The 19,871-nt window shown below is 60.0% G+C and carries 21 protein-coding genes and 1 riboswitch; of the genes, 6 read left to right on the top strand and 15 right to left on the bottom strand.

Annotation, left to right across the window (positions count from 1 at the left end; translation table 11 throughout):
* The first annotated feature begins 150 nt into the window (after positions 1-150).
* Positions 151-1,080, top strand: coding sequence for a LysR family transcriptional regulator (locus BJP61_RS04680; RefSeq protein WP_038867886.1), 930 nt, complete (start codon positions 151-153; stop codon positions 1,078-1,080).
* On the opposite strand, the gene mdcH is transcribed toward BJP61_RS04680, so the two are convergent.
* From mdcH to nudF, 13 genes are all read right to left on the bottom strand, one after another.
* The gene (mdcH, locus tag BJP61_RS04675; RefSeq protein ID WP_171997905.1) at positions 1,077-1,979 is read right to left on the bottom strand and encodes a malonate decarboxylase subunit epsilon; all 903 of its coding nucleotides are present in this window, start codon (positions 1,977-1,979) and stop codon (positions 1,077-1,079) included. The genes BJP61_RS04680 and mdcH overlap by 4 nt on opposite strands.
* Positions 1,976-2,593: a malonate decarboxylase holo-ACP synthase gene (locus BJP61_RS04670; protein ID WP_171997904.1), complete on the bottom strand. Its 618-nt coding sequence runs from the start codon at positions 2,591-2,593 to the stop codon at positions 1,976-1,978. The genes mdcH and BJP61_RS04670 overlap by 4 nt, the downstream gene beginning before the upstream one ends.
* 3 nt (positions 2,594-2,596) lie before the next feature.
* The gene (locus BJP61_RS04665; RefSeq protein ID WP_161579731.1) at positions 2,597-3,556 is read right to left on the bottom strand and encodes an AEC family transporter; all 960 of its coding nucleotides are present in this window, start codon (positions 3,554-3,556) and stop codon (positions 2,597-2,599) included.
* A 175-nt stretch (positions 3,557-3,731) separates the two neighbouring features.
* Entirely contained in the window at positions 3,732-4,532 is an 801-nt protein-coding gene (gene mdcE, locus BJP61_RS04660; protein ID WP_038867877.1) for a biotin-independent malonate decarboxylase subunit gamma, read from the bottom strand.
* Positions 4,532-5,365, bottom strand: a complete 834-nt coding sequence (locus tag BJP61_RS04655; protein WP_038867875.1) for a biotin-independent malonate decarboxylase subunit beta — start codon at positions 5,363-5,365, stop codon at positions 4,532-4,534. The genes mdcE and BJP61_RS04655 overlap by 1 nt, the downstream gene beginning before the upstream one ends.
* Positions 5,358-5,657 (bottom strand): malonate decarboxylase acyl carrier protein, encoded by a 300-nt coding sequence (gene mdcC / locus BJP61_RS04650; protein WP_038867872.1) that lies wholly within the window; start codon positions 5,655-5,657, stop codon positions 5,358-5,360. Before mdcC ends, BJP61_RS04655 begins: the two co-directional genes overlap by 8 nt.
* Positions 5,658-5,666: 9 nt before the next feature.
* Positions 5,667-6,527, bottom strand: a complete 861-nt coding sequence (locus BJP61_RS04645; RefSeq protein ID WP_171997903.1) for a triphosphoribosyl-dephospho-CoA synthase — start codon at positions 6,525-6,527, stop codon at positions 5,667-5,669.
* A complete protein-coding gene (mdcA, locus tag BJP61_RS04640) occupies positions 6,527-8,182 on the bottom strand; it encodes a malonate decarboxylase subunit alpha (protein ID WP_038867866.1) in 1,656 nt (551 codons plus the stop codon). Before mdcA ends, BJP61_RS04645 begins: the two co-directional genes overlap by 1 nt.
* Before the next feature lie 258 nt (positions 8,183-8,440).
* Positions 8,441-10,333 (bottom strand): DNA topoisomerase IV subunit B, encoded by a 1,893-nt coding sequence (gene parE / locus BJP61_RS04635; protein ID WP_038867863.1) that lies wholly within the window; start codon positions 10,331-10,333, stop codon positions 8,441-8,443.
* A 42-nt stretch (positions 10,334-10,375) separates the two neighbouring features.
* The gene (gene yqiA, locus BJP61_RS04630; RefSeq protein ID WP_171997902.1) at positions 10,376-10,951 is read right to left on the bottom strand and encodes an esterase YqiA; all 576 of its coding nucleotides are present in this window, start codon (positions 10,949-10,951) and stop codon (positions 10,376-10,378) included.
* Positions 10,951-11,778: a 3',5'-cyclic-AMP phosphodiesterase gene (cpdA, locus tag BJP61_RS04625; protein WP_038867859.1), complete on the bottom strand. Its 828-nt coding sequence runs from the start codon at positions 11,776-11,778 to the stop codon at positions 10,951-10,953. Before cpdA ends, yqiA begins: the two co-directional genes overlap by 1 nt.
* Before the next feature lie 24 nt (positions 11,779-11,802).
* Positions 11,803-12,225: a DUF1249 family protein gene (locus BJP61_RS04620; protein WP_004385612.1), complete on the bottom strand. Its 423-nt coding sequence runs from the start codon at positions 12,223-12,225 to the stop codon at positions 11,803-11,805.
* 2 nt (positions 12,226-12,227) lie between these two features.
* On the bottom strand, positions 12,228-12,860 hold the full coding sequence (gene nudF / locus BJP61_RS04615) for an ADP-ribose diphosphatase (protein WP_075192996.1): 633 nt from the start codon (positions 12,858-12,860) through the stop codon (positions 12,228-12,230).
* A gap of 213 nt (positions 12,861-13,073) precedes the next feature.
* Between nudF and tolC the strand changes: the two genes are divergently transcribed.
* The 3 genes from tolC (at position 13,074) to BJP61_RS04600 (ending at position 16,534) form a co-directional block, all read left to right on the top strand.
* Positions 13,074-14,564: an outer membrane channel protein TolC gene (gene tolC / locus BJP61_RS04610; protein WP_171997901.1), complete on the top strand. Its 1,491-nt coding sequence runs from the start codon at positions 13,074-13,076 to the stop codon at positions 14,562-14,564.
* A 152-nt stretch (positions 14,565-14,716) separates the two neighbouring features.
* Positions 14,717-15,370, top strand: a complete 654-nt coding sequence (locus tag BJP61_RS04605; protein WP_038867852.1) for a DUF1190 family protein — start codon at positions 14,717-14,719, stop codon at positions 15,368-15,370.
* A 3-nt stretch (positions 15,371-15,373) separates the two neighbouring features.
* Positions 15,374-16,534, top strand: coding sequence for a glutathionylspermidine synthase family protein (locus BJP61_RS04600; protein WP_038867850.1), 1,161 nt, complete (start codon positions 15,374-15,376; stop codon positions 16,532-16,534).
* A gap of 27 nt (positions 16,535-16,561) precedes the next feature.
* Here the strand turns inward: BJP61_RS04600 and ygiD are convergent, their stop codons facing one another.
* Positions 16,562-17,353, bottom strand: coding sequence for a 4,5-DOPA dioxygenase extradiol (gene ygiD, locus BJP61_RS04595; protein ID WP_171997900.1), 792 nt, complete (start codon positions 17,351-17,353; stop codon positions 16,562-16,564).
* Positions 17,354-17,545: 192 nt separating this feature from the next.
* Between ygiD and zupT the strand changes: the two genes are divergently transcribed.
* Positions 17,546-18,328: a zinc transporter ZupT gene (zupT, locus tag BJP61_RS04590; protein WP_038867848.1), complete on the top strand. Its 783-nt coding sequence runs from the start codon at positions 17,546-17,548 to the stop codon at positions 18,326-18,328.
* A gap of 67 nt (positions 18,329-18,395) precedes the next feature.
* Here the strand turns inward: zupT and ribB are convergent, their stop codons facing one another.
* Positions 18,396-19,049, bottom strand: coding sequence for a 3,4-dihydroxy-2-butanone-4-phosphate synthase (gene ribB, locus BJP61_RS04585; RefSeq protein WP_038867846.1), 654 nt, complete (start codon positions 19,047-19,049; stop codon positions 18,396-18,398).
* A 107-nt stretch (positions 19,050-19,156) separates the two neighbouring features.
* Positions 19,157-19,340: riboswitch (FMN riboswitch) on the bottom strand.
* Between the two features lie 123 nt (positions 19,341-19,463).
* Here ribB and BJP61_RS04580 point away from each other — a divergent pair.
* Entirely contained in the window at positions 19,464-19,829 is a 366-nt protein-coding gene (locus tag BJP61_RS04580; RefSeq protein ID WP_171997899.1) for an accessory factor UbiK family protein, read from the top strand.
* Positions 19,830-19,871: the final 42 nt, after the last annotated feature.

The raw sequence follows: 19,871 nt of genomic DNA, 5'->3' as shown, positions 1-19,871 counted from the left end.
TAGCCCCGTCGTTTGATAAGTCATACCTGTAATAGTCTACGGATTCGATAGTCTGAGCCTTGCTTAAAAATAGCCTGCGTCCAGTGAGGGTTTACCCCGCCGCCCCCAGCCGTTAAGCTCCCTGCTCCCGTTCTTTAAGACCAGGCCCGCATGAAATTAGCCATTGACGACGACATCACGTTTCGCAAGCTTTCCATCTTCATGGCGTTTATGGAGAAGGGAAATATCGCCCGCACGGCTGAAGCGCTGGGCTTAAGTACCGTCAGCGTGCACCGCGCGTTGCACAGCCTCGAAGAAGGCGTGCGCTGCCCGCTGTTCGTGCATAAAGGACGCAGCCTGGTGGCGCTGCCCGCCGCCGAAACGCTGCTGGAATATTGTCAGGAAGCCATCGGTCTGATGGTGCGCGGCATTGAAGAGACGCGACGCACCGCGGGCGTCGGCCAGGGGCGGTTGCGCGTCGGCACGCTCTATTCGCTCACGCTCGAAACCGTGCCGCGCCTGTTGATGGGGATGAAGCTGCGCCGCCCGGATCTGGAGCTCGATCTGACGATGGGCTCCAACCAGGTGCTGCTGAATATGCTGGAGGACAACGGGCTGGATGCGATCCTGATTTCCGTTTCGGAAGCGCAGATCGATCGCAAAATGCTGGAAGTGACGCCGCTCTTTAACGATGACATTTATCTCGCCGCCCCGGCGTCAGAGGCGCTTGATACCCGCCGCGAAGCGGATCTGCGCGATTATAAAAACCGTAAATTTGTCTCGCTGGCGGAAGGGTTTGCCACCTACGCCGGGTTTCAGGAGGCGTTTCATGTGGCTGGCTTCGAGCCGGATATCGTCACCCGCGTCAATGATATTTTCTCAATGCTAAGTCTGGTGCAGGCAGGCGTCGGCTTCTCGCTGGTGCCGGGGCGGATGAAAAAGCTGTATGAAAACGATCTGCAACTGCTGAAGCTTGCAGAGCCCTACCAGATGCGCCAGCAGATAGCGCTGGTGTTTGCCCGCAGCCGCGAGCGCGACCCGACTCTGCTGGCGCTGGCGGCGGAGTGCCGCATGTACGCGCTGAGCCTCAGTAAAAGTTAATCGCGGGGCAGCCGCGCGGCCAGGTGCGTCGCCACGGCCATGCCGCTGCGCTCCAGTGAAATACTCTCGCCTTCCCACCCGGCCTGCCGGGTCAGACAGGTCAGCACGCCGCCGGGCGGCATCTCTATGGCGAGCCTGGCGTCGCGCTCGCGGGCGGCAATCATCGCCTCCTGCCAGCGCACGGTGCGCGCCATGTTAAACGCCAGATCGTCAGCGATACGCGCTGGCTGCCACAGCACGCGGGCGCTGCTGCCGCTGAGATAAGCGCGCTGCGGTCGGCGTAGCGTCACGTTTGAAAACGCCTGCGCCAGCTTGCGCGCCGGTTCATCCAGCAACGCGCAGTGCGACGGCACGCTCACCGCCAGCCGGTTCACTTTAGTGGCCCCCAGCGCCAGCGCCGCTTCCCCCACGGCCGCCATCTGGTCATCGCGCCCGGCAATCACAATCTGCGTTTCGGCGTTAAGGTTAGCGATAAACGCGCCGTGCGCCGCGGTCAGTTTTTCTACCTGATCGAGGCGCAGACCGATAATTGCCGTCAGACCGTAGCCTTCCGGGTACGCCTGCTCCATCAGGTCGCCGCGCAGCGCCACCAGCGTTAAAGCGTCGCGAAAATCAAGCGCCCCCGCCATCACCGCTGCCGGATACGCGCCAATGGAAAGTCCGCTGACCATATCCGGCATGACGCCCTGCGCCATCAGCGCGCGGGCGCTGGCGACCCCCGCAATCAGCAGCGCCAGCTGCACCGCAAGGGTGTGGCGCAGCGCCTGCGGCGTGTCGAGCGTCGCGAGCTCATCGCCTAAAACGTCACGCGCCTCGCGCAGCGTCTCCTCATCCGGCAGCTGTTGCAGCATGCCGGGGCGCTGGGCGCCCTGTCCGGGAAAGGTGAAAATAATCTTCATGCGTCCTCCCTGCGCCAGGGGTCGCTCACAAGCTGCGGCCCCCGGTTGGTTTTTAACAGTGCGTGCCCGTCGCGCAGCCACTCGGTGAGCGAAAACGCACCGAGCGGCGTCTCGACCTGCGTATCGGCGCGACACGGCAGTTGGGTAACCATGCGCTGCCAGTCGGCGAATGCGGCAGGCGCAATGGGCGCAGGCGCGCGGACGGTCAGGTCGAGATCGCTTGCCGCATGCAACACTGGCACTTCGGTCGCCAGCGCGTAACCGGTGGAGCCGGTAATGCCCCATGCCCACGGCCACTGCCGCTGGGCCAGCTGGATTGCCGCCTGCACCGGCTGCTGGGAGACAAACGGCGATCGCAGCAGGCGGTGGAGGTCAGCGAGCGATTCCGGCGTCGCCACGCGGACGATATCCCGCGCGTCCACCCAACCGGCGGCGCGCTGCTCGCGCTTCATGCCGCGCACGCCGACCGGGATCCGCCCGCTGTCGCTGACGTCACGCCGCACCACCACAGGAAGCTCGCTGCGCCACTGGTCGCTGACCCACGGAGCGTCAATGCCCTGGAGCGCGTCGCGGCGAGAGAGCCAGAGTAAATCGTGGGGGCGTGGCGTGGTCATGGTTCAGAGTCCCTGGGTTAAGGTGATGAAAAGCGGCAGTGAAAGAATGCTCAGTACCGAGCTTAACAGCAGCACGGCTTCTGCGTCCGGCGACTGTACGCCGAAACGGTTACCGAACACCACGCCGAAGAAGCCCGCCGCCAGCGCAATCATCAGAATAGCGGTGATAGCGACCGGGCCGCTCAGGCCGAGCGCGAGCACGATACCCCAGGCGATAAACGGCTGGATCAGCAGTTTGGTGAGGGTCGCCACGCTCACCATCGCGTTGATGTTGAGCTTACGGGCGGAGAGGATCACGCCGGTCAGGAACAGGGCGGCAGCGGTAGCGGCAAGGCCGAGCGGTTTAATGGCGGCCAGCACCAGCTCCGGCATTTTAATACCGATGGCGGAGAGCACCACACCCAGCAGCGGCCCCCAGACGATCGGTTTTTTTACCGAGCGCCACATCAGCACCGGCAGCATCGCGAACGTCGAACCGCTGTTTTCGCCGCTGGCGCGCGCTTTTTCACGCTCCAGGATAAGCAGACAGAACGGGGTCATCAGCACGGAGCCACAGGCGATAGAAACGGCGACAGAGAGCGACGTGGACGGCCCTTCGCCCAGCACGCTGCCGAGAATAGGCAGGCCGAGCGCGGCGTAGTTCGGCAGCGCCACGGTCAGCGTCAGCACGGCGGCGTCCTGTGGCGACTTTTTAAACGGCCCGACGGCCAGAAAATAGATAGCGGCGTAGGTCACCCACATCGCCAGCACCAGCACCGCAATCAGCGGCATTTGCGCGACGATACCCGCCCACGGCGTCTGAACGGTCGCGCTGAAGAGCGCGGCCGGGAGCGCGAAATCCATCACAAAGATATTGAGTAAAGCAACGTTTTGGTTATCGACCATTTTTGTTTTGCCCGCCATAAAGCCGAGCAGCATGATCACAAAAATCGGTGCAAGAGCATGAATAATCACGTAAGTCATAAGTCACCTGTAATGAAAGTAAAATCAACACTGGTGCGATGGTGGCCCTTACACCCTCAGGCGCGCAGCGCGGCCTGAAGCGTGGTGAGCTTTATTTTTTACGGATGCGTTGGGCCAGAGGGCGTATCGCTACGCCCTTGTAAATCGCTATCCGGCAGGTTTTTTTGGGTTTTTGTTACCAGCTGGCGCGCAGGCGTTCGCGAACCAGCTGTGAGCTACGGCGATTGTCGGCGCCGAGGCGGGTTTTCAGGCTCGGATCGCGACGCGCGTCATCGATAGCGCGTTGCAGCGTGGCGTTGACCTGGGCGAGATCCTGCGCCGTCGGCGCATCCGGGTTACTGATATCCAGCAGATCGGAGAGCAGCCCCAGCGTCGCGTAGTTCGCCACGTCATAAGCCATCGGCGGGATGGTCGCCGCCAGTTTCTCCAGCGCGTCAACGGTACGCAGCGTAATGCGCGCGGCGGATTCTTTGCCCATCGCATGCACCAGCACGCCTTTGTCGTTAAAGGCGATTAACCGGTTGGCCTGGTAGCCGTGGGCGAGAAATGCCCCGGACATCGCCTTGCCGACGATAAGACCAATTACCGGATGCCCGGCGAGGCGCGCGTTGGCGTAAGCCCCTGCCGCTCCCGCCAGCGCCTGATGAATGCCAAACGCCTCTTCGCGGCGGCCATAGGCCTGGCTTGGGACGTCAATCACCGCGATAATCGGGCGCTTCACGCGCTTATCAGCGTCTTCTTTGATGGTTTCGCTGACCACTTTCGCCAGTGTCCAGCCCTCCAGCAGCCCTACTTCGCCTTTCGCAGCGCGCGGATAGTGGTTACTGGCGTCCGGCACCACGGCGATAAATCGCGCGGGTTCGCCGTTAAAGTCGGCATCGGCTACCTGTACGGACGGGCAGAGCCCCTCCTGACGTTTCGCGTTGGGCGCGAGTTTTTCCAGCCATAAGGCGCCCCGGCTTACTGCGTTAGTCATCATTTATCCTCCCGGGCAAAAACCTGTTTGATCTGCTCTGCATCCGCCTGTTTCGTGGTGTCGAAGCGGCTGAGGCGGTCGAGATACCAGGCGTAGTTGTCGCTGCGGTGCTGTGCCGGTACGCCTTTCGCGATAGCCTCGTTCATGGCGGTTTTCACGGCGTTGACGCCATCTCCCACCAGCGCGTCGACAAAGCCGCTTTCATAGCGCACCTGGCCGCCGGTCATGCTCCAGATAAACGGACGGTCGCGGGAGTCGTACTCTTCGACGCCTGCTTCCTGTTCTATAACCTGCGGGCCATTGAGGCCAAGGCGCGCCTCGCGGGTGACGATGAGATAGCTGCACAGCGCGGCGGCAATAGACATCCCGCCGAAGCAGCCGACGGTGCCGGCAATGATCCCAACGACAGGCGTGTAGCGTCGCAGATCGACAATCGCTGCGTGGATATCGGCAATCGCTGCGAGGCCGAGATTAGCTTCCTGTAAACGCACGCCGCCGGTCTCTAAGCAAAGCACCGCCTGGGTTGGAATGCCGTTGCGGTTATCTTCCGCCGCCAGCTCCAGCGCGGCGGCCATTTTCGCGCCGGAAACTTCGCCCATGCTGCCGCCCTGGAAAGTGCCTTCGATGGCGATAACCACGGCGGGCTGACCGTTAATGGTGCCTTTCGCCACCACCATGCCGTCATCGGCCTGCGGCACGATGCCCTGCTTGCCGAGCCACGGTGACATCACCTGTTCAAACGGATCGAGCAGTTCGCGGTAACTGCCCTCATCCAGCAGCGCTTTTGCACGGTCACGCGCACGGAGTTCGATAAAGCTGCGGTCGTTACGCATGGTTCGCCTCCTCAAAAACCTGTTCGATGCGAATGCGCGCCACGCCGGGCGTCGCGCCGAAATCATGGATAATCAGCGTGCCGGACGGCAGGCCGTTTTGCATGTTGAGGCGGTCGAACAACGCGTTCCAGCGCGCGGTGCTGTTGTCCACAGATGTGGTGATGGTGACGTTGAGCGCCTGTTGCTGATCGGCGGTGAACAGGACTTCCATATCACCGGACCCGACCACCCCCGCCAGCGCTCTGCCGCTCAGCGTGCGGCTCGCGGGGAATGACAATGTAATCTGTTCCATAACACCCTCTTAATCAGTTATTCGGGATGACGCGCCCACGCGGTCGAGATAGAGCGTGGCGGCCAGCAGATCGGCAGCCCCGCCCGGCGAGGCGTTGAGCGCCAGCATCTCGCTGTCAAGCTTTGCCAGTTCGCGACGCCCCTCGACGGTCGCTGTGCCGCCCGCTGTTAGTACGGCGCGCGCGCCGCGCTGCATGGTGTATTGACCGGTCAGGCCCGCGCGGTTGAGCACGCAGGTATCGCTGAGCGAGGTCATGATCGCCATCAGCGCGTCCAGACGGGCTTCGGTCTCCTTCGCGCCGCGGCGGCGGCTCCCGTGCAGTTGCGGAAGCGCGAGTTTCATTACGTGCGGAAACCCCTGTTGCGCCTCTTCGCGCGCGCCTGGCACCCGATAGCGGCGGGTAGCGCGCAGACCTTTGCTGAAGCCCTTCGGCGCGGCGGCGTCAGGCAGACTGGCGAGCCGTGCCGCGGTCGCGGCGATGGCGTCGCGGTCAGCCTCAGCGCCGCACATGGCGGTGGCGCTCACCAGCAGCCCCAGCGCCCAGATAGCGCCGCGGTGGGTATTTACCCCGCCGGTGGCCGCCATCATCTGCGCCTCGCCTTCACGGCCCAGACGCCCGATGGTTTCACGCAGCGCGATGTCTGCGGGGCGCCGCCAGCTCTGCTGCGCCAGCGCGTGAAACGTCGGCGTCAGGCTGCGAGCCGAGCGCTCCATCAGCGCGAGCGTTAAATCGTGGTGCGCGCCGCTCCCCCGACAGTCCACCAGACCCGGCTTCGGGGTGAGTCTCGCTTCATCTATCAGGCAGGCGGTGGCGATGCGCGCCAGCGCGGCTGCGGTACCGTCGGCGTGAGTCTGTGGCTGTCGGTTCATTACCAGCTCCGGAATTTGGCAGGTGGGTTGTAGAGACCGCCGGACCATTCCACCAGATCCGCGACGCTGCTTGCGGCAAGCAGTGAGCGGGTGGCGTCGGCGCGACGAATGCCGATATCTTCCGGGTAAACCACTTTGCCGCTCTTACGCAATTCGGCCACGCGTGCGGCATCGACGCCAAGACCGATGTCGGTGATGCCCGCGACAGCGGCAACCATCGCCCGGCGCTCTTCAAGACTTGAAGCGCGGTAGAGGTACGCGATGCCCTCTTCGGTGAGCACGTGAGTGACGTCATCGCCGTAAATCATGACCGGCGCCAGCGGCATCCCGGAGGCTTTCGCAACGTCAACGGCATCGAGTTTTTCCACAAAGGTCGGTTTCACGCCCGCCTGGAAGGTTTCGACCATCTGCACCACCAGCTTTTTACCGCGCTGCATCGGGTCAGGCTCGGTGATCATGTTGAGCCAGGCCGGGGTGGCGTGACGACGACCGTGCGGGTCATGTCCCATATTCGGCGCGCCGCCGAAGCCGGAGAGACGGCCGCGGGTGACGGTTGAGGAGTTGGCGTAGCCGTCCACCTGTAAGGTGGAGCCGATGAACATATCGACCGCGTACTGCCCTGCCAGTTGGCAGAAAGCGCGGTTGGAGCGCATCGAGCCGTCCGCCCCGGTGAAGAAGATGTCAGGACGCGCGCGGATGTACTCTTCCATCCCCAGTTCGCCACCGAAGCAGTGCACGCTTTCGACCCAGCCGCTTTCAATCGCCGGGATCAGCGTCGGATGCGGGTTGAGCGTCCAGTGTTTACAGATTTTGCCCTTCAGGCCGAGCTGTTCGCCGTATGTGGGCAGCAGTAGTTCGATGGCGGCAGTGTTAAAGCCGATACCGTGGTTGAGCGACTGCACCTGGTGTTCAGCGTAGATGCCTTTGATCGCCATCATCGCCATCAGGATATGCTCCTGTTTGATAAGGCGCGGGTCGCGGGTAAAGAGGGGTTCGATAAAGAACGGTTTATCCGCCACCACGACGTAGTCAATCCAGGAGCCAGGGATATCGACGCGCGGCAGATCGCACTCGTCATCCACCAGTTCGTTGACCTGAGCGATAACGATGCCGTCATGGAACGCGGCGGCTTCCACCAGCGCCGGGGTATCTTCCGTACTCGGGCCAGTGTAAAGGTTGCCCTTGCGGTCGGCTTTATAACCAGCGATCAGCGCCACGTTCGGGGCCAGATCGACATAGAGACGGGAGTAGAGTTCGATGTAAGTATGGATAGCGCCGATTTCCAGCTGACCATCTTCCAGCAGCTGCGAAATACGCAGGCTCTGGGGGCCGGAGAACGAGAAGTCGAGCTTGCGGGCGATGCCTTTTTCAAAAATATCGAGATGCTCGCTGCGCCCGACGCTCGGCATGATCATATGCAGATCGTGGACTTTTTCGGGGTTCACTTCAGCCAGCATGCGGGAGAGAAAATCCGCCTGTTTCTGGTTATTACCTTCCAGCACCACCCGGTCGCCCGGGGCTATCAGTTTTTCGAGCATGGCCGTGAGATCGGCGGTGGGGAGCACTTTGCCCTGCACGGGAACTGAGGCGAGACGCCGCTGTTTCTCCGTGCGGCGCGTGTTCCAGACACGCCCCGGCGTTTGATTAGCCGTCATTATTAACCTCCTGATTCAGCGAATCTTTTGATTTGCTTAACGCTAAAACAAGTCTGCGCCCAGGAGAAAAAAGCATCAATTAAGTTAACGGATGAATCATTACTCCCAGAGTAATGATTAAAGCGGCAGAATTTGATCTCAGTCGCAAAGAAAACCAGACATTGTGCTACGTGGTAGAGAACTGCAGGAAGAGGTGGCGAAAAAAGCAGCGGCGCCAGAGAGGCGCCGCTGAAAGGAAGGGTTGCATGTAAGCCGCGATCAGACTTCGATATCCGCCATGTCGCCTTTCTCCTGGAGCCAGTTACGGCGGTCTTCGGAGCGTTTTTTGGCGAGCAGCATATCCATGACCGCCAGCGTGCGCGCGTCGTCGTCATCGCTGATGGTGAGCTGCACCAGACGGCGAGTATTCGGATCGAGCGTCGTTTCACGCAGCTGCATCGGGTTCATCTCGCCGAGGCCTTTAAAGCGTTGCACGTTCGGCTTGCCCTTTTTACGTTTGAGCTGCTCCAGCACGCCCGCTTTTTCCTCTTCATCCAGCGCGTAGTAGACCTCTTTGCCGAGGTCGATACGGTAGAGCGGCGGCATGGCGACATAGACGTGGCCGCCTTTAACCAGCGAGCGGAAGTGCTTCACAAACAGCGCGCACAACAGCGTGGCGATATGCAGACCGTCGGAGTCCGCATCCGCGAGGATACAGATCTTGCCGTAGCGCAACTGGCTGAGATCTTCACTGTCCGGATCGATGCCGATCGCAACCGAAATGTCGTGCACCTCCTGCGAGGCCAGCACTTCATCGGATGAGACCTCCCAGGTGTTCAGGATCTTGCCTTTAAGCGGCATGATCGCCTGATATTCGCGATCGCGCGCCTGTTTAGCGGAGCCGCCTGCCGAATCCCCTTCCACCAGGAAGAGCTCTGTGCGGTTAAGATCCTGCGCGGTGCAGTCCGCCAGCTTGCCGGGCAGCGCCGGGCCGCTGGTGAGCTTTTTACGCACCACTTTTTTGGCGGCGCGCAGACGACGCTGGGCGCTGGCGATCGCCAGTTCCGCGAGCTGCTCCGCCGCCTGGACGTTCTGGTTCAGCCACAGGCTGAAGGCGTCTTTCACCACGGCCGAGACAAACGCCGCGCACTGGCGCGACGACAGGCGCTCTTTGGTCTGCCCTGCGAACTGCGGATCCTGCATTTTCACCGACAGCACGTAGGCGCAGCGCTCCCAGATATCTTCCGCCGAGAGCTTCACGCCGCGCGGCAGGATATTGCGGTATTCGCAGAATTCGCGCATGGCGTCCAGCAGCCCCTGGCGCAGGCCGTTGACATGGGTGCCGCCCTGCATCGTCGGGATCAGGTTGACGTAGCTTTCGGTCAGCAGCTCGCCGCCTTCCGGCAGCCACAGCAGCGCCCAGTCCACGGCTTCCGTCTCGCCGGAGAAATTACCGATAAACGGTTTTTCCGGCAGCGTAATCAGCCCGTTCACCGCTTCAGACAGGTAGTCGTTGAGACCATCCTGATAGCACCAGCGCTGCTCGGTGTTGTTAACCTGGTCTTTAAAGTTGATTTCCACGCCCGGGCACAGCACCGCTTTCGCTTTTAACAGGTGCGTCAGGCGGGAGACCGAAAAGCGCGGGCTGTCGAAGAATTTTTCATCCGGCCAGAAATGTACGCTGGTGCCGGTCTGGCGTTTCGGACAGGTGCCGACCACGCTCAGCTCTTTGACTTTTTCGCCATTTTCGAAGGCGATGTTGTACACCTGCCCGTCGCGCTTCACGTTCACTTCGACGCGTTTTGACAGGGCGTTGACCACCGAGATCCCCACACCGTGCAGGCCGCCGGAGAACTGGTAGTTTTTATTCGAGAATTTACCGCCCGCGTGCAGACGGCAGAGGATCAGTTCCACGGCGGGAACGCCCTCTTCCGGGTGGATATCCACCGGCATGCCGCGCCCGTCGTCAATCACTTCCAGCGACTGGTCGGCGTGGAGGATCACGTCGACGCGTCTGGCATGGCCTGCCAGCGCTTCATCGACGCTGTTATCAATAACTTCCTGGCCCAGATGGTTGGGACGGGACGTATCGGTGTACATCCCCGGACGGCGGCGCACCGGCTCAAGCCCGGTGAGCACCTCAATGGCATCGGCATTATAGGATTGGGTCATGATTTTATCGTCAGGTCACAAAACGGGATCGTTGCCTTAGCATTAATGCAGGCTAAGGAAATCGACAATCTGCGTGAAATAATCTTCAAAGCCTGCAAAAGCGTGGTTGCCGCCGGTTTCCACCGTCTGACGGCACGGCGCGTAGTACGCCACTGCCTGGCGGTAATCCAGCACCTCGTCGCCGGTCTGCTGCAACAGCCAGAGGAGATCGGGGGCTTCGAGCGGCTCGATTTGCATCACTTTCAGATCGTAAATATGGCGTGACTCTAGCACATATTGCTGCCCGGTGTAGGGGTTCTCGTTAGCGCCGAGGAAATCGGTCAGCAGCTCAAAGGGACGCACCGCCGGGTTAACCACCACCGCAGGCAGCATAAAACATTGCGAAAGCCAGGTGGCGTAATAGCCGCCGAGCGATGAGCCCACGACGCCGAGCGGCTCGCCGCCGTGCTCAAGCACTAAGGATTCCAGCAGCTCCGCGGCATCGGACGGATACGGCGGCAGTTGAGGAACGACCATGTTGATGTCAGGGTGCTGTTGCGCCAGCCAGCGCTGCAGGCTGGTGGCCTTCGCGGAGCGAGGTGAACTGTTAAAACCGTGGAGATAAAGAAGCGTAGACATCAGTATCCTTCTGATGCGGTGTCGGGGCGGAACTGCGCGCCTTCCAGGCGGCACACTTCCGTGGTGAGTGAGCCGTCAGGGTGCAGATTCAGCCAGCGCCAGCCGGGGGCGACCGTGTCGAGCGTAAAGCCGGCGCAGTGGGGTTTGAACTGAACGCAGGTGGACGGCGTGGCCAGCAGGCGGCGCCCGTTCCAGTCGAGATCCAGCTCCTGATGAATATGACCGCAGAGAAGATGCTTCACTTGCGGATAGCGGCTCAGCACGTCATCCAGCGACTGCGCGTTGCGCAGGCTGTGTTGGTCGAGCCAGCCGCAGCCGGACGGCAGCGGGTGATGGTGCAGCAGCAGCAAGGTATGGCGCTCCGGCGCCTGCTGAAGCATGCGCTCAAGCCACTCCAGCTGGTAGTCGCTCAGCTCGCCGTGCGGCACGCCGAAGACCTGGCTGTCGAGCAACAGCACCTGCCAGTGGTCGCCCGCGAACACGCGCTTGGCGGGCGAAATGCCGGCGTCCTGCAGCGTGCTGTACATGGCGGGCTGGAAATCGTGGTTTCCCGGCAGCCAGACGCAGGGCGCAGGCAACGTTGCGACGCCCGCTGCGAAATGCGCATAGGCCTCAGGCGTATGATCCTGCGCGAGATCGCCTGTCGCGACAATCAGATCGCACTCACGCTGCCCGGCGTGGAGGGCCGCCAGCACAGCCTGGTAGCTCTCCCAGGTATTAACCCCGAGCAGCGTATCGTTCTTTCCGGCAAACAGGTGAGTATCGGTAATTTGTAAGATCCTGACGCTGGCCCCACCAGCAACAGGAAGGTTTAACAGGCTTTCCAAATGGTGTCCTTAGGTTTCACGACGCTAACAAACCGGAACCGCCATTGCTCCATGCGCTAAACAGTAGCGTAGCCAGTCAGCAAGAAACTGGTTAATTTGATGTTTTTCGTCGCGCTGATGCAACTTTTTATTTGGGTAATCATAACGCGCTTTGAAGCGAAAGATCTGCTGGCTTGAACACACTTCCGCGACCATAGCGTCATGGTAAAGCCTTACGCTCATCGACGGCAAACTCCAGTAGCTCACTTTCGGCGCGGTTTGCTCTATCTGCACAAGCGTAGTGTACCGGGTTGATTCCAGGATAGTTAAACGGTATTGCGCGCCCGCCACCTGATAACTTACGGCTTCGCCTGGCGCGTCGTTGCGCGGCAACAGGCGGCGCAACTGCGCGAAGTTGGTTTCGCACAGGCGCATCATTTCTGGAAAATCAGGTGTATAACGCTTCATATTCAGGTGTTCCACTCGTTTCTCAATGCTTGATAATGTAACTGCAGCCATTGCAGTGCGATGACCGAGGCCGCGTTGTCGATTCTCCCCTCTTCTACCCAAAGGTATGCCTGTTCCCGGCTTACCACATGAACACGAATATCTTCGTTTTCATCAGCCAGACCGTGTATGCCTTGCGCGGTCGTGGCGTCCACTTCGCCAACCATTAATGAAAGGCGCTCGCTGGTGCCTCCGGGGCTTGCCAGATAGCTCATGAATTTTTTTACGCGCCCGACGGCGAGCCCGGCTTCTTCCATCGCCTCGCGGCGGGCGACCTCTTCCACCGTTTCGCCAGGCTCAATCATACCGGCGACCAGTTCCAGCAACCATGGGGTGTCGCTGGTGTCGAAAGCGGCGATGCGGATCTGCTCAATGAGCACCACCTCATCGCGCACAGGGTCAAAGGGTAGCAGGACTGCGGCATGACCGCGCTCAAAAATTTCGCGCCGCACTTCACCGCTCATTTCGCCATTAAAAAGGCGGTGGCGGAAGCGGTAGAGATCGAGTGAAAAAAAGCCGCGATATAGCTTTTCCCGTGCAATAATTTCTACATCGTTTTTGGTGAAAGTAACGGGGCTTTTGGTTGATTTGCTCATGAGAATTTCCGGTTCAAGATGGTGCCGAATCTGGGCATTTCAAGCCAGTTTACCTGCCGTTTCATTGCCCATGTGATAGATTGTGGAAATTTAGCGGCAGAAGGCACGTTACGCCAAGCCTGACGGCGGGTTGACTCTGGTAGAATCGGCGATCAATTTTTCGGCTTCTGACAGCGCTAATAAATTCTTTATGCTTCACAACAAGGAATGCAAATGAAGAAACTGCTCCCCATCCTTATCGGCCTGAGCCTGACGGGCTTCAGCGCCATGAGCCAGGCAGAAAACCTGTTGCAGGTTTACCAGCAGGCACGTTTAAGCAACCCGGACCTGCGCAGCTCCGCTGCTGACCGCGACGCCGCATTCGAAAAAATTAACGAAGCCCGCAGTCCTTTACTTCCGCAGCTCGGCCTGGGTGCAGATTACACCTATAACAGCGGTTTTCGCGATAACGACGGCGTCGACACCACGTCCAAGAGCGCCTCGTTACAGTTAACCCAGACCATTTTTGATATGTCTAAATGGCGCGCCCTGACGCTGCAGGAAAAAACCGCAGGCATCCAGGACGTGACTTATCAGACCGATCAGCAGACGCTGATGCTCAATACCGCGACGGCCTATTTCCAGGTGCTGAGCGCGATTGACGCGCTTTCCTATACCGAAGCGCAGAAACAGGCGATTTACCGCCAGCTCGATCAAACCACCCAGCGCTTTAACGTGGGCCTGGTCGCTATTACCGACGTGCAGAACGCCCGCGCTCAGTACGACAATGTGCTGGCGAACGAAGTCACCGCGCGCAACAACCTCGACAACGCGCTGGAGCAGCTGCGTCAGGTGACGGGCAACTACTACCCGCAACTCGCCTCGCTGAACGTCGACAGCTTTAAAACCAACAAGCCGGCCGCCGTTAACGCGCTGCTGAAAGAAGCAGAACAGCGCAACCTGACGCTGCTGCAGGCGCGTCTGAGCCAGGACCTGGCGCGCGAACAGATTCGCTATGCGGAAACCGGCCATATGCCGACGCTCGGCTTAACGGCCTCCAGCAGCGTTTCTGACACCGACTACAGCGGCAGCAAAACCAGCAGCGCGGCGGCAGCCAGCCGTTACGCCGACAGCAAAGTGGGTCAGAACTCCGTCGGCCTGAGCTTCAGCATGCCTCTCTATAGTGGCGGCTCGGTTACCTCGCAGGTGAAACAGGCGCAGTACAGCTTCGTTGGTGCCAGCGAGAAACTGGAAAGCGCGCATCGTAACGTGGTGCAGACCGTGCGTTCTTCGTACAACAACGTGAACGCGTCCATCAGCAGCATCAAAGCGTATGAGCAGGCCGTGGTCTCCGCGCAGAGTTCGCTGGACGCGATGGAAGCCGGCTATTCTGTCGGCACCCGTACTATCGTTGACGTGCTGGATGCGACCACCACGCTGTACAACGCCAAGCAGCAGCTCTCAAGCGCCCGTTATAACTACCTGATCAACCAGCTCAATATTAAATCTGCGCTGGGTACGCTCAACGAGCAGGATCTGGTCGCGTTGAACAACTCGCTGGGCAAACCGGTCTCTACCGCCCCGGAAAGCGTCGCCCCGGAAAACCCGGCGCAGGACGCCGCCGTGAATAACATGGCGAATGGCGGCGGCGCAGCCCCGGCCGTTCAGCCCGCCGCGGCGACCCGCAGCAGCAACGGCAACAGCAGCAATCCGTTCCGTCAGTAACTCCTCCGGCGGGAGGCGCCAGCGCGCTTCCCGCCTGAACGTAAGTCAACGTAAAGATCCCCGCGCCATCCGGCTCTCCGCTTTAATTTCGACCACTCATCCACTATCCTGAGCACCATAACTGTGCAATACCACTGGGTCAGGATGCAGGCATGAAACGGACAAAACACATTAACCGCGCGATGTTTCGCAAAAGCTGGAACGCGCGTCATTTAACGCCGGTCGCGTTCGCGGTCACGGCAGCTTTTATGCTGGCGGGCTGTGAGAAGAGCGACGAAACCGTCCAGCTCTATCAGAACGCCGACGACTGTGCGGCCGCTAACCCCGGCAAAAGCGCTGAATGCACCACCTCATACAATAACGCCCTGAAAGAGGCGGAGCGCACCGCGCCAAAATATGCGACGCGCGAAGACTGCGTGGCGGAATTCGGCGAAGATCAGTGTCAGCAGGTGAGCAATACGAACACCAGCCAGGCCACACAGCAGACCGGCAGCATGTGGATGCCGCTGATGGCCGGCTACATGATGGGCCGTCTGATGGGCGGCGGCATGGGATTCGCGCAGCAGCCGCTGTTCAGCTCGCGCAACCCGGCGAGCCCGGCCTACGGTAAATATACCGATGCCAGTGGTCGCAACTACGGTGCCGCGCAGCCGGGTCGCACCATGACCGTACCGAAATCCGCGATGGCGCCGAAACCGGCGACCACCTCGACTATCACCCGCGGCGGCTTCGGCGATTCGGTCGCGAAACAGGCCACCATGCAGCGCAGCGCTGCCGGCTCTTCTTCTCGTTCGATGGGCGGTTAACACATGGAAAGAATCGCGATTAGCGAGCGCCCGGACTGGCGCGAAAAAGCCGCCGAGTACGGCTTTAATTTTCACACCATGTATGGCGAACCCTACTGGTGTGAAGACGCCTTTTACCGCCTGACGCTCGCGCAGGTGGAAAAGCTGGAAGAGGTCACCGCCGAACTGCACCAGATGTGTCTGCAGGTGGTGGAGAAAGTGGTCGCCAGCGATGCGCTGATGGCCAAATTCCGCATTCCGAAGCATACATGGGAGTTTGTTCGCCAGTCGTGGCGCAGCGGTCAGCCGTCACTCTATTCGCGTCTCGATCTCGCCTGGGACGGACGCGGCGAGCCGAAACTGCTCGAAAACAACGCCGACACGCCAACCTCGCTGTATGAAGCGGCATTCTTTCAGTGGATCTGGCTGGAAGATCAGTTGCGCGCCGGCAATCTCCCGCAGGGCAGCGATCAATTCAACAGCCTGCAGGAAAAGATCATTGAGCGCTTCGCCGAACTCAAAGCGCAGTATGGCTTTAACCGCCTGCATCTCGCCTGCTGTCGCGATACCGTGGAAGATCGCGGCACGGTGCAATATCTGCAGGATTGCGCCAGCGAAGCCGGGATCGAGAACGATTTTCTGTTTATCGAAGATATCGGGCTTGGCGAAAAGGGCCAGTTTACCGATCTGCAGGATCAGGTGATCAGCAATCTGTTTAAGCTCTATCCGTGGGAATACATGCTGCGCGAGACGTTTTCCACCAAGCTGGAAGACGCGGGCGTGCGCTGGCTGGAGCCCGCCTGGAAGAGCATTATCTCTAACAAAGCGCTACTGCCGATGCTCTGGGAGCTCTACCCGAATCACCCTAACCTGCTGCCGGCGTACTTTAGCGAAGACAATCCGCCGCCGATGGAAAAATATGTGGTGAAACCCTTTTTCTCCCGCGAAGGCGCGAACGTTTCCATCATTGAAAACGGCCAGACCGTCGCGCAGGTGGACGGCCCTTACGGCGAGGAAGGCACCATCGTCCAGCAGTTCCACCCGCTGCCGAAATTCGGCGACAGCTATACGCTGATTGGCAGCTGGCTTATTAACGACCAGCCTGCCGGGATCGGCATTCGCGAAGACAAGGCGCTGATAACTCAGGATCTGTCGCGCTTTTATCCGCATCTGTTTGTGGAATAACACCGATGGCGCGCTTGCGCGCCATGCTTACCCCACCTGCACCGACAGCATACTTAACGACGCCATTTCCAGGCCATCGACCGGTATCGTTACCGGCTCGTCGCCGTTCCATGCGCCGAGCGCGTACAGCAGCGGCAGGAAATGCTCCGGCGTGGGGTTTGCCAGGCTACCGCCGGGGTGAGCCAGATAGTTGACCAGCGGGTGTGCAGCATCATCGCCGCGCCACGTCAGGTTATCTTTTACAAAGTTATTGAAAGATTCTGCCCACGGATACGGCTCGCCTTCGCCATGCCAGCGGGCGGTACGCAGGTTATGCACCACGTTGCCGCTCGCCACCAGCATGACGCCTTCATCGCGCAGCGACGCCAGACGACGCCCCATCTGGTAGTGCCAGAGCGGCGGTTTAGTGCTATCTATACTCAGTTGCACCAGTGGAATATCGGCCTGCGGATACATTTTTATCAGGACGCCCCAGGCGCCGTGGTCAAAACCCCAGGCTTCACTATCGAGCGTGACCGGCAGCGGCGCCAGAAGATCAACCACGCGCTGCGCCAGCGCCGGTGAGCCGGGCGCAGGATAGCGGGTATCATAGAGCGCCTGCGGGAAGCCGCCAAAATCGTGGAGAGTTTGCGGCTTTTCCATCGCGGTGACGCCGGTGCCGCGCGTAAACCAGTGGGCCGAGACCATGACAATGGCGTTCGGGCGCGGCAGCGTTTCGCCAAGCGCGCGCCAGGCGCGGGTATAACGGTTATCTTCCAGCACGTTCATCGGGCTGCCGTGGCCCAGAAAAAGTGCAGGCATACGAGGGAGATGCGTCATTATTTTTACCCTGAATCGGTATCATCAATGCCATTACCTTACGCCGATTGCCTGCTTAAAGAACGGAGATAAGGGTGATGAAGATCATCAGAAAATTTGAATGTAAGTGTTCTGTAAAAGCCACGGACGGGCCTCGACTTTTCCGTTCCGCTCGTTAACATTAATGATAATCATTATCAAAAGGAGTGTTCGATGTCTGTGCCTCTGATCCTGACCCTGCTGGCGGGCGGCGCCACGTTTATCGGTGCGGTACTGGGCGTGCTGGGGCAGAAGCCTTCTAATCGCCTGCTGGCCTTTTCGCTGGGGTTTGCCGCGGGCATTATGCTGTTGATTTCCCTCATGGAAATGCTGCCTGCCGCGCTTAATGAAGAAGGTATGTCGCCGGTGCTTGGCTACGGCATGTTTATTGTCGGCCTGCTGGGGTATTTCGCGCTTGATCGTCTGTTGCCGCATGCGCATCCACAGGATCTCGTCGATCCACGTGCCGCGCATCGCCACTCGCCGCGCAGCCTGCGACGCACCGCGCTGCTGCTGACGCTCGGCATCAGCCTGCATAACTTTCCGGAAGGCGTCGCGACGTACGTGACCGCCAGCAATAATCTGGAGCTGGGGTTCGGTATCGCGCTGGCGGTAGCGCTGCACAATATTCCTGAAGGGCTGGCGGTGGCGGGCCCGGTCTACGCTGCCACGGGATCGCGCCGTAAAGCGGTTATCTGGGCAGGCGTCTCCGGGATGGCGGAGATCCTTGGCGGCGTGCTGGCCTGGCTTATTCTGGGTACGATGGTCTCGCCGGTAGTGATGGCGGCAATTATGGCGGCGGTCGCCGGGATCATGGTGGCGTTGTCGGTAGATGAGCTGATGCCGCTCGCCAAAGAGATCGATCCGCATAACAACCCGAGCTACGGCGTGCTGTGCGGCATGTCTGTGATGGGGTTCAGCCTGACGCTGCTGCAAACCAGCGGGCTGAGCGGCTAATAAAAAAGCCCGGTCAAACCGGGCTTTGCAGATATGGATTCAGGCCCGGCGCTCGCCGGGCTTTTTGTCAGCTCGCTTTGCGCTCCTGCGCCTGGCGATAGCTCACTAAATCTTCGATAGTCACTACCGGCATATTGTGTTCGCGGGCAAACGCGATGCACTCCGGCGCGCGCGCCATCGTGCCGTCGTCATTGGTCAGCTCGCACAGAACGCCTGCCGGTTTGAAACCCGCCAGCGCGACTAAATCGATGGTCGCTTCGGTGTGGCCGCCGCGGGTCAGCACGCCGCCCGGCTGCGCGCGCAGCGGAAAGACGTGGCCCGGACGATGCAGATCGGACGGCTTCGCGTCGTCGGCAATCGCCGCGCGAATAGTCGTAATGCGATCGGCTGCGGAAACGCCGGTGGTCACACCGTGCGCCGCTTCGATGGTGACAGTAAAGCCGGTGCCGAACGCGCTGGTGTTGTTTTCCACCATCATCGGCAGGTCGAGCTGTTTACGGCGTTCTTCGGTCAGGCACAGGCAGACGATACCGCTGCCGTGACGGATGGTCAGCGCCATCTGCTCAACGGTCATGGTTTCGGCGGCGAAAATCATGTCACCTTCGTTCTCGCGGTTCTCGTCATCAAGCACCATCACCCCGCGCCCTTCGCGCAGTGCGGCGATCGCGTTTTCCACGCGTTCAAAAGCGGTGCCAAAAGCAGAAAGAAGCGTCTGATTCATGGTAAAGAAACCTCATTAATTATATGGATTACCAGAATCAGGGCGGTCTTAGGAGTGCCGGCAAGCGGCAAGCAAAATAACGTGAGTGGGCGTAAGCCCAGGCAGATCGTTACTCTCTCCCATCCGGACTTTAACCGTCGGCCCCGGAATTACACCGGATCTGCTGACCTTCAGAGAAACTCTGAAGCGCTCGCGGGCTTTCAGTTTACCTTTCGCCTTTCGCTTTCGCGCAAAAGCATGTAAGCCTGATTTACCGCCGGTGGGGAATTTCGCCCCGCCCTGAGAATAAGCGAGATAACTATAACGCCATTGATAATCGTCGGCAATGCATGAGATTCAAACATTTCCGGTTTATACCCTTCCGATCAGCGATTACAATTACTCTTCAGACCATACCAGATCAGGGAAACCGCTATGATTGACCCGAAGAAAATTGAACAGATCGCCCGTCAGGTCCATGAATCGATGCCAAAAGGGATCCGTGAGATCGGGGAAGATGTTGAGAAGAAAATCCGCCAGGTATTGCAGGCCCAGCTGTCTCGCCTGGATCTGGTGAGCCGTGAGGAGTTTGACGTACAAACGCAGGTTATGCTGCGCACGCGTGAAAAACTGACGGCGCTGGAGCAACGTCTGGCTGCGCTGGAATCCCGCGGTACGGCGGCCGCCACTCAGGCAGAAAACCCTGCGGCGTCAACGGCAGGCAGCGCCAGCGCGCCGGTTACCGCCGTCACCCCGCCGCCCGCTATCCCGCCGGTCGATAGCCTCGACAAACAGGACTAACCGCGGTGACAACGCCCCCTGCCTGGCAAGGGGCGTTCGCCA

The sequence above is a fragment of the Cronobacter sp. JZ38 genome (assembly GCF_008932145.1).
Lineage (GTDB): Bacteria > Pseudomonadota > Gammaproteobacteria > Enterobacterales > Enterobacteriaceae > Cronobacter > Cronobacter muytjensii.
This window is presented reverse-complemented; position numbering and strand designations above follow the sequence as displayed.

Bases quoted from the DNA above. Each gene is read 5' to 3' on its own strand.
- BJP61_RS04680 (WP_038867886.1), top strand. From the start codon at position 151: ATGAAATTAGCCATTGACGACGACATCACGTTTCGCAAGCTTTCCATC.
- mdcH (WP_171997905.1), bottom strand. From the start codon at position 1,979: ATGAAGATTATTTTCACCTTTCCCGGACAGGGCGCCCAGCGCCCCGGC.
- BJP61_RS04670 (WP_171997904.1), bottom strand. From the start codon at position 2,593: ATGACCACGCCACGCCCCCACGATTTACTCTGGCTCTCTCGCCGCGAC.
- BJP61_RS04665 (WP_161579731.1), bottom strand. From the start codon at position 3,556: ATGACTTACGTGATTATTCATGCTCTTGCACCGATTTTTGTGATCATG.
- mdcE (WP_038867877.1), bottom strand. From the start codon at position 4,532: ATGACTAACGCAGTAAGCCGGGGCGCCTTATGGCTGGAAAAACTCGCG.
- BJP61_RS04655 (WP_038867875.1), bottom strand. From the start codon at position 5,365: ATGCGTAACGACCGCAGCTTTATCGAACTCCGTGCGCGTGACCGTGCA.
- mdcC (WP_038867872.1), bottom strand. From the start codon at position 5,657: ATGGAACAGATTACATTGTCATTCCCCGCGAGCCGCACGCTGAGCGGC.
- BJP61_RS04645 (WP_171997903.1), bottom strand. From the start codon at position 6,527: ATGAACCGACAGCCACAGACTCACGCCGACGGTACCGCAGCCGCGCTG.
- mdcA (WP_038867866.1), bottom strand. From the start codon at position 8,182: ATGACGGCTAATCAAACGCCGGGGCGTGTCTGGAACACGCGCCGCACG.
- parE (WP_038867863.1), bottom strand. From the start codon at position 10,333: ATGACCCAATCCTATAATGCCGATGCCATTGAGGTGCTCACCGGGCTT.
- yqiA (WP_171997902.1), bottom strand. From the start codon at position 10,951: ATGTCTACGCTTCTTTATCTCCACGGTTTTAACAGTTCACCTCGCTCC.
- BJP61_RS04620 (WP_004385612.1), bottom strand. From the start codon at position 12,225: ATGAAGCGTTATACACCTGATTTTCCAGAAATGATGCGCCTGTGCGAA.
- nudF (WP_075192996.1), bottom strand. From the start codon at position 12,860: ATGAGCAAATCAACCAAAAGCCCCGTTACTTTCACCAAAAACGATGTA.
- tolC (WP_171997901.1), top strand. From the start codon at position 13,074: ATGAAGAAACTGCTCCCCATCCTTATCGGCCTGAGCCTGACGGGCTTC.
- BJP61_RS04605 (WP_038867852.1), top strand. From the start codon at position 14,717: ATGAAACGGACAAAACACATTAACCGCGCGATGTTTCGCAAAAGCTGG.
- BJP61_RS04600 (WP_038867850.1), top strand. From the start codon at position 15,374: ATGGAAAGAATCGCGATTAGCGAGCGCCCGGACTGGCGCGAAAAAGCC.
- ygiD (WP_171997900.1), bottom strand. From the start codon at position 17,353: ATGACGCATCTCCCTCGTATGCCTGCACTTTTTCTGGGCCACGGCAGC.
- zupT (WP_038867848.1), top strand. From the start codon at position 17,546: ATGTCTGTGCCTCTGATCCTGACCCTGCTGGCGGGCGGCGCCACGTTT.
- ribB (WP_038867846.1), bottom strand. From the start codon at position 19,049: ATGAATCAGACGCTTCTTTCTGCTTTTGGCACCGCTTTTGAACGCGTG.
- BJP61_RS04580 (WP_171997899.1), top strand. From the start codon at position 19,464: ATGATTGACCCGAAGAAAATTGAACAGATCGCCCGTCAGGTCCATGAA.